The following is a 6,453-nucleotide window of genomic DNA, read 5'->3' as shown; positions in this document are numbered from 1 at the left end:
CCTGCCGCTAGCGTTCATCCTGAGCCAGGATCAAACTCTCCATTGTAAAGTTTGTTTAGTGAAAATTCATTTTGTTAAAAAACGAAGCTTTCACTGTATTATTCTAGTTCGAATTAAATCGAATCGTCAGGATCATTATTTCTATCTTACACTACTTCAAAGAACTTGTCAGGCAACTTGCTTGCCCGCTTGTCGAAACGCTTTCGTTTCGTAGTCAACTAATCTGCGAAATGGGTTTGCAAATGTCGGATTAAAATTTCAGATTCTCAAACCTTAAGATTGAAAATTTTTATGAAATTTTGCTTCTTTTTATGGAAATTAACACCGGGAAACTCGCTTCCTTTCGGCACTTTTTCAGGTCTTTTTCTGAATTGGAATGCAAACATATACCTCTTTTCGGAGATAGCCAAATCAGAGCGGGCTTTTATTCGCTATTTTATACAAAATACCTGATTAACAGCTAGATTTGTTTCGGTCATCCCTTGGAAGCTTTCGGCCGCTTATACACCGGTACCGTACTACAGGGCTCCCCAAACATAAGGCTCTTTGCTACCGGTAGTACCAGGCTCACCAACGCCCCATAGGCATAATCCGGTACAGGCAATTTGCTGCAACCCTTCACCACCACCGGTTTGTCCCGAAAGGCCTCAATGTCCAGCTTTCGCAAGGCCTTTCCCATTAAATGAATTTCCAGGTCTTTTAAATCACCAATAACTACCTCCCTGGCCGCTTCATGCAGTCGTACCACTACCAACATATAAGCCCAGGTAGGAATAATGGCTTCTACCGAACAATGAACACCCACCAATTTATCCTTGTAAACCGAAGTGTCCAACTCCTTCACCTGTTGACGAAATTCCTTTTCCTTCACCACCATTCCCTGAAAAAGGAGAGGCTCCAGGTCAAACAAAACCCGGTCTCCCTTTTCATAAAAGGATTCCAGATCTATGGTGACAATTGGACTACTGGCAACTCTGTTGGTAATTTCACTCATGACAATAATGGATTTTTCTTTGACTTTAGAACCATAAACTCCTTTAAGTAGTTCGGCTCAAAATAGGCAATATCTGCTACCTCCCCTCTCCCGAACTTCTCATAGGCAATTTCACCTACACCCGAAGCCGAGTTGAGGCCGTCCCTGAATATCGCATGAGGTGAAAGGAAGCATTTTTTGGCCTTTTCGTTCGCATTTCCTACAAAATACACCTTCCCTTTCTCCAAAAATTCCTGAAAAGGATTTTCATCCAGTATTTCGGGGCGTGAAGCCACCAACGTCTTACCCTCATGATCTAATACAGCGGCATACGCCTCCATTCTTCTGGCATCTATCATAGGAATGATATACGAATTCGGTTCAGCTTGTGAAATGACTCGCCTTCCTAAGGCCTCTAAACTGTCCACTCCTATCAACGGCAGGTCATGGGCAAAAGCCAAACCCTTTGCTGTGGCAACCCCAATTCGCAATCCCGTATAGGATCCAGGTCCCTGAGCCACAGCTATGGCATCCAGGTTCTCCATTTTGTAGCCCGACTGATCCATCAGACTCTTAACGCAGGGGACGAGCTTACTACCATGAATATTACCCTGATGTAGTTCCATCAATCCCGTTAGCCTTCCCCGTTCATGAAGGGCCACCGAACATATCTCAATCGAAGTATCAATAGAAAGAAGTAGACTCATGGTGCATAAATAGTTTGCCCGAGTTGTGCCCGGCATAAAACGTTTTGTTATCATCCCTGAAAAAAATAACGCCTGAGGTATCAGCATCATTCTTTTGGCCTGAATAGCAGCAAACCTACTACTCCGAACAAATCCCAAAGATCACCCAATGGGAGTCCCAATAAGCCCTGAATCCCTTTTGTTGCACGCAATTATCACGAGGTATTAAGCCTGAGTATAAGAAGTAAGCGTTACAAAGATTAATTGGGAGACAAAATACCGGAATACTGCTCCGAATCTTTCACGATTTCCAGGGCTTTTACCAATTCAGGATCCTTGTCCAAAGAAGCCTCAATGGTCCCCTGTTGATAATAATACCTGGATACGATTTCATCCTTGAGAGCCTCTTTTATTTCTTCTTTAAAGGTGATCAGGTCTTGCTCCTTACTATGGCTAACACTTTCCTTTAAAGAAGCCAATTCATCCTGAATATCTTCGAAATACTTTTCCCGCTCAGCATAGGTTTCCAGGTCATCAATCGTTTTTTCTACTCGTGTAGTATAGTCATATTCTTTGTCCTGAAGCCAGTTCACAAATTCATCATACAATTCTTCACTAACCTCAAATTCTCTGGCAGTTGGAATGGAATCCCGCTGGAGTGCAAATTCGTTCGCAAATCTAAAAATCAAGCTTCGTGTAACCAAACTATAGGTAATCGGGGCAAAATTACGGGAATCAATTTCAATATCAGGCTCAATTCCCACCCCATCATAGACCGTTCGCCCATTTTTGGTTTCAAAGGCCTTCCTTAGGGAGTCAGGCACGGATCTTCCATTGCCCGCTTCATCTTTCAAGCTGTAGTCTATGGCCTGAATACAACGGCCACTGGGAATATAGTATTTGGCGGTAGTCAATTTAACCTTAGAGTTATAAGACAAGGGAACGGTGCTTTGTACCAATCCCTTGCCAAATGATTTTCTACCAACCAAAACTGCCCGATCGTAATCCTGTAATGCCCCAGCCACAATTTCGGCAGCGGAGGCACTTCTTTCATTGATAAGCACTGCTAATGGAATGTCTTTATCGATAGGGGATAATTCAGTGGTATAGGTGGCATTCACATTTTCCAATTTCCCAATTGTTTTTACAACCTCTCTCCTTTTAGGTATAAAAATATTGACCACATCTACCGCTTCTTTCAAAATACCTCCCGGATTATCCCTGACATCAAGAATGATCTTTTTGGCTCCCTCCTTTTTAAGGTTTTGTACCGCCTGACTGACTTCTCTAGCAGCATTGGTTGTAAAATCGCTGAGTTTAATGTACCCCGTTTCCCCGTCCACCATACCGTGGTAGGGAACATTGCTGATGACAATTTTTTTCCGGGTAAGGTTGAAAGTGAGGGTATCTTCCCCACGCTTTACCTCCACCTGCACTTCGGTATTGGCAGGCCCCTTTAGCAGGGCGGAAATTTCCGCTGTGTTTTTATCCACCACCTGAACCGAATCTACCCGTAGCAATTCATCCGCAACTTTTAACCCGGAAAGTTGGGCAGGAAATCCCTTGTAAGGCATTAAAATCATGTTAGCCCCTACCCTGTTTCCTATTACTGCGCCCACTCCCCCGTATTCACCGGTAGTCATCATCCTGAAATCATCCGATTCTTCCTCCGGGATGTATTCAGTATAAGGATCCAATTCGGCCAACATGGCGTTAATACCTACTGCCACCAGCTCATCCGGGTCAATCTCATCCACGTAATAGGAATCCAATTCCCTGATCAACGAGGCAAAAATATCCAGGTTTTTGGCAATACTAAAAAGCTTGTCGTTCTTGGGATAGAAGGAAAACAAGGAAACGGTCACCCCTACCAGTAGAAGTGCGCTCAGCAGAACTTTTTTTGATTTCAACTTACTCATTCTTAGGAAATTTTGCTTTGGGGATTTTTTGCAAGATCTTTTTTACCTTCGGTTCAATCTTATGATACCCCATTAATTCCTGAGATACGTAAACCAACGCGATAAGTTTTTTCGTAACCCCAGGCTCCTCCAGGAGAAATTTATTTAATCGATAGGCTTCTTTCACCCTTCGTTTGATATAGTTTCGGTGAACAGCCTTTCGAAGTTTCCTTTTCGAAACCGACACCAAAATCTGGTTTTCAGCTGCAGCCTCCTGGTCCAGACAAATGACCTTGAAGGGGTATAAAAAAAAAGAGGAACCTTTATCAAAAAGTTCCTTTATTGACTTTTTGGAATGTAACCTTTCATCCTTTGAAAATTTACAATTCCTCATGTACAGCATTCTGGTCTACCTGCTAAAGATAGCAAAAAAAGCATTACTTCTTCAGCGTCTTCTCAGAAGAAACCGATAATTTATGTCTGCCTTTTGATCTTCTTGCTTTTAACACCCTTCTGCCGTTGGCAGTAGACATTCTTTCTCTGAAACCATGCTTGTTTCTCCTTTTCCTGCGGGAAGGTTGAAATGTTCTTTTCATTATTGCTATCTTTTACTTTTCTATCAGGTAATTTTAAAGGACTGCAAAGATAGATAGGTTTTTTTTATTTACAAACCAGTGGCTTACTTTTGTTTAGGACCTAATTCTTTCTATCCATGATTTATACCCTTTCCACCCCGATTCCTTCTTCCCAGATTCTGGAAATCCAACTCGATTTCCAATGCGAAAAAGAAGAGCTCGTCCACCTGCAACTCCCTTCCTGGCGACCCGGCAGGTATGAAATCGCCAACTACGCCCAGTACCTCATAAACCTGGAAGTTCATGGTCCGGCAGGGCCCATCGATTGTCAAAAAAAGACCAAAGACCTGTGGGAATTTACCGCCCCGGACTCCGGATTATACCGGATGAATTATACCTATCATGCTGCCCAATTCGATGCCGGCGGAAGTTGGGTTTCCCCAGACATGGTTTATATCAATTTTATCAACCTGGCATTTGTCCTAAATGGCCGAGAACACGAGCCGATTACCATCCAATTGAACGTTCCAGAATTCTATCAGGTCGCCTGTGCCCTCCCCCAGCCCGAACGCGGCCTGCTTCAGGCTAAAAACGTTCAGGAATTGGTAGACAGCCCACTTTTTGCCGCCGAAAAACTGCATCATCGTAGCTATCGGGTTAACGATAGCCAGTTTCATTTATGGGTTTCTGGAAACGTTTCATTTGATTGGGACGACGTTCTGAAACAGTTCAGGAATTTTACCCAAAAACAAATCGACGACTTTGGCGATTTTCCAGCCAAAGCCTATCATTTTCTGATTCACTTGCTCCCCTTCCCGCATTACCATGGCGTGGAACATAACTATTCCACCGTCATCACCCTGGGGCCAGACCATCTAATGGCTACCAAAGTAGGGATGGATCGACTGATGGGAATCTGTTCACATGAGTTATACCATTTTTGGAACGTTTGCCGGATACGGCCAAAAGCGATTCAGCCCTATGATTTTTCCAAAGAAGCCTATCTGCAAGAGGGGTTGATTGCGGAAGGCGTTACCACCTTTATGGGGGATTTTTATTTGCTGAAGTCTGGGTATTACTCTACCAGGGAATACCTGGACAAAATGGAAACGCTTTTTGAAAGAGGCTTTGAAAACCAGGGATGGAAAAACCAATCCATCATCGATTCGAGTTTTGACCTGTGGCTGGACGGATACAAAGCGGGGGTCCCTGATAAAAAAGTGAGTATCTATACCCACGGAGCATTGCTGATCTTCGCAGTCGACCTTTTGCTATTACAAAATGGTCGGCGAATGCATGAGGTCATGAGAATCTTGTGGAACAGGTTTGGGAAAACAGGTAAGGGGTACACTCTAAATGATTTTCGAAAAGCAATTCTCTCCCTTTCTGAAAACCCCGGAAAAATGGACTCGTTTTTTGAACGTTTCGTGTTCGGAAAGAATGATCTCTACCCACTCCTAAAATCCCTGCTTCCAGCCATCGGACTTGAGATTCAACAGGTGGAAAAAGAAAATTGCCTGGAAACTGTGGTTGGAATAAAAACAGATAATAAGGGAAAAATCATCCGGCTCCATCCCCAATCAGCAGCCTATCAGCAACTCATGGTACAAGACGAAATCCTTACCTATAAGATTGCTGAAAGTGGTGCTCACTTGACCGTAAGGCGTTGGCAGCAAGAAAAGAACGTCTATCTGCCGCCATCGGATCAATCCTACTATATGAATTTCCGAATTCGACAGACGGGTATCCCAGCGCTTTTTGAAAGATTCATCCGGCTATAAACTATCCCCTCAGTCGGTGAAAGACAACCAACAGCTAAAAATCACGTATAAATAGCTGTAAAACAAGTCTATAAAGCCATGGATACCCTACATCAAATTGAACACTGGGCCGATAGGCACCATCCCAGGTGGGTTGATTTCGTTCGCATTAGTTTAGGTCTTTTCATTTTATACAAGGGCGTGCTATTTATTTCTGATACCGCGGCGTTGATGAACCTGATTGGAGAAATGGATGTAGGATTTTTTCACATGGCTCTTGCTCACTACGTGGCCTTCGCCCATATCGTGGGAGGAATTCTGATTGCCTTGGGCTTACTAACCCGATTGGCTGTAACGGTACAGCTTCCTATTTTGATCGGAGCTGTATTTTTTGTCAATATGGACTCTAGATTTCTAACCGTTACCAATAACGTAGAATTTGTGCTTTCCCTGGTGGTTTTAGTACTACTCCTTGTATTTCTGGTATTTGGATCTGGAAAATTTTCGATCGATGATTATATGAAAAATCATCCCACCGCTTAACGAAACAGGGGAACTACT

The 6,453-nt window shown here is 43.3% G+C and carries 7 protein-coding genes; 2 read left to right on the top strand and 5 right to left on the bottom strand.

What is annotated here, in order from left to right:
• Positions 1-475: 475 nt before the first annotated feature.
• The 5 genes from GJS45_RS14950 to rpmH all read right to left on the bottom strand — a co-directional run bounded on the left by GJS45_RS14950 (position 476) and on the right by rpmH (position 4,153).
• The gene (locus tag GJS45_RS14950; RefSeq protein ID WP_162342649.1) at positions 476-994 is read right to left on the bottom strand and encodes a DUF2480 family protein; all 519 of its coding nucleotides are present in this window, start codon (positions 992-994) and stop codon (positions 476-478) included.
• On the bottom strand, positions 991-1,680 hold the full coding sequence (gene tsaB, locus GJS45_RS14945; protein ID WP_162342648.1) for a tRNA (adenosine(37)-N6)-threonylcarbamoyltransferase complex dimerization subunit type 1 TsaB: 690 nt from the start codon (positions 1,678-1,680) through the stop codon (positions 991-993). Before tsaB ends, GJS45_RS14950 begins: the two co-directional genes overlap by 4 nt.
• Before the next feature lie 239 nt (positions 1,681-1,919).
• Positions 1,920-3,578, bottom strand: a complete 1,659-nt coding sequence (locus GJS45_RS14940; protein ID WP_162342647.1) for a S41 family peptidase — start codon at positions 3,576-3,578, stop codon at positions 1,920-1,922.
• Positions 3,571-3,951 carry a ribonuclease P protein component gene (gene rnpA, locus GJS45_RS14935; RefSeq protein ID WP_162342646.1) on the bottom strand — a complete coding sequence of 127 codons (381 nt, stop codon included), beginning with the start codon at positions 3,949-3,951 and terminating at the stop codon, positions 3,571-3,573. Before rnpA ends, GJS45_RS14940 begins: the two co-directional genes overlap by 8 nt.
• Before the next feature lie 43 nt (positions 3,952-3,994).
• The gene (gene rpmH / locus GJS45_RS14930; RefSeq protein ID WP_162342645.1) at positions 3,995-4,153 is read right to left on the bottom strand and encodes a 50S ribosomal protein L34; all 159 of its coding nucleotides are present in this window, start codon (positions 4,151-4,153) and stop codon (positions 3,995-3,997) included.
• 116 nt (positions 4,154-4,269) lie between these two features.
• Here rpmH and GJS45_RS14925 point away from each other — a divergent pair, with 116 nt between their 5' ends.
• Positions 4,270-5,913, top strand: coding sequence for a M61 family metallopeptidase (locus tag GJS45_RS14925; RefSeq protein ID WP_162342644.1), 1,644 nt, complete (start codon positions 4,270-4,272; stop codon positions 5,911-5,913).
• Positions 5,914-5,991: 78 nt separating this feature from the next.
• The gene (locus GJS45_RS14920) at positions 5,992-6,435 is read left to right on the top strand and encodes a DoxX family protein (RefSeq protein WP_162342643.1); all 444 of its coding nucleotides are present in this window, start codon (positions 5,992-5,994) and stop codon (positions 6,433-6,435) included.
• The last annotated feature ends 18 nt before the right edge of the window (positions 6,436-6,453 follow it).

It is taken from the genome of Cyclobacterium salsum (assembly GCF_010119245.1).
Lineage (GTDB): Bacteria > Bacteroidota > Bacteroidia > Cytophagales > Cyclobacteriaceae > Cyclobacterium > Cyclobacterium salsum.
This window is presented reverse-complemented; position numbering and strand designations above follow the sequence as displayed.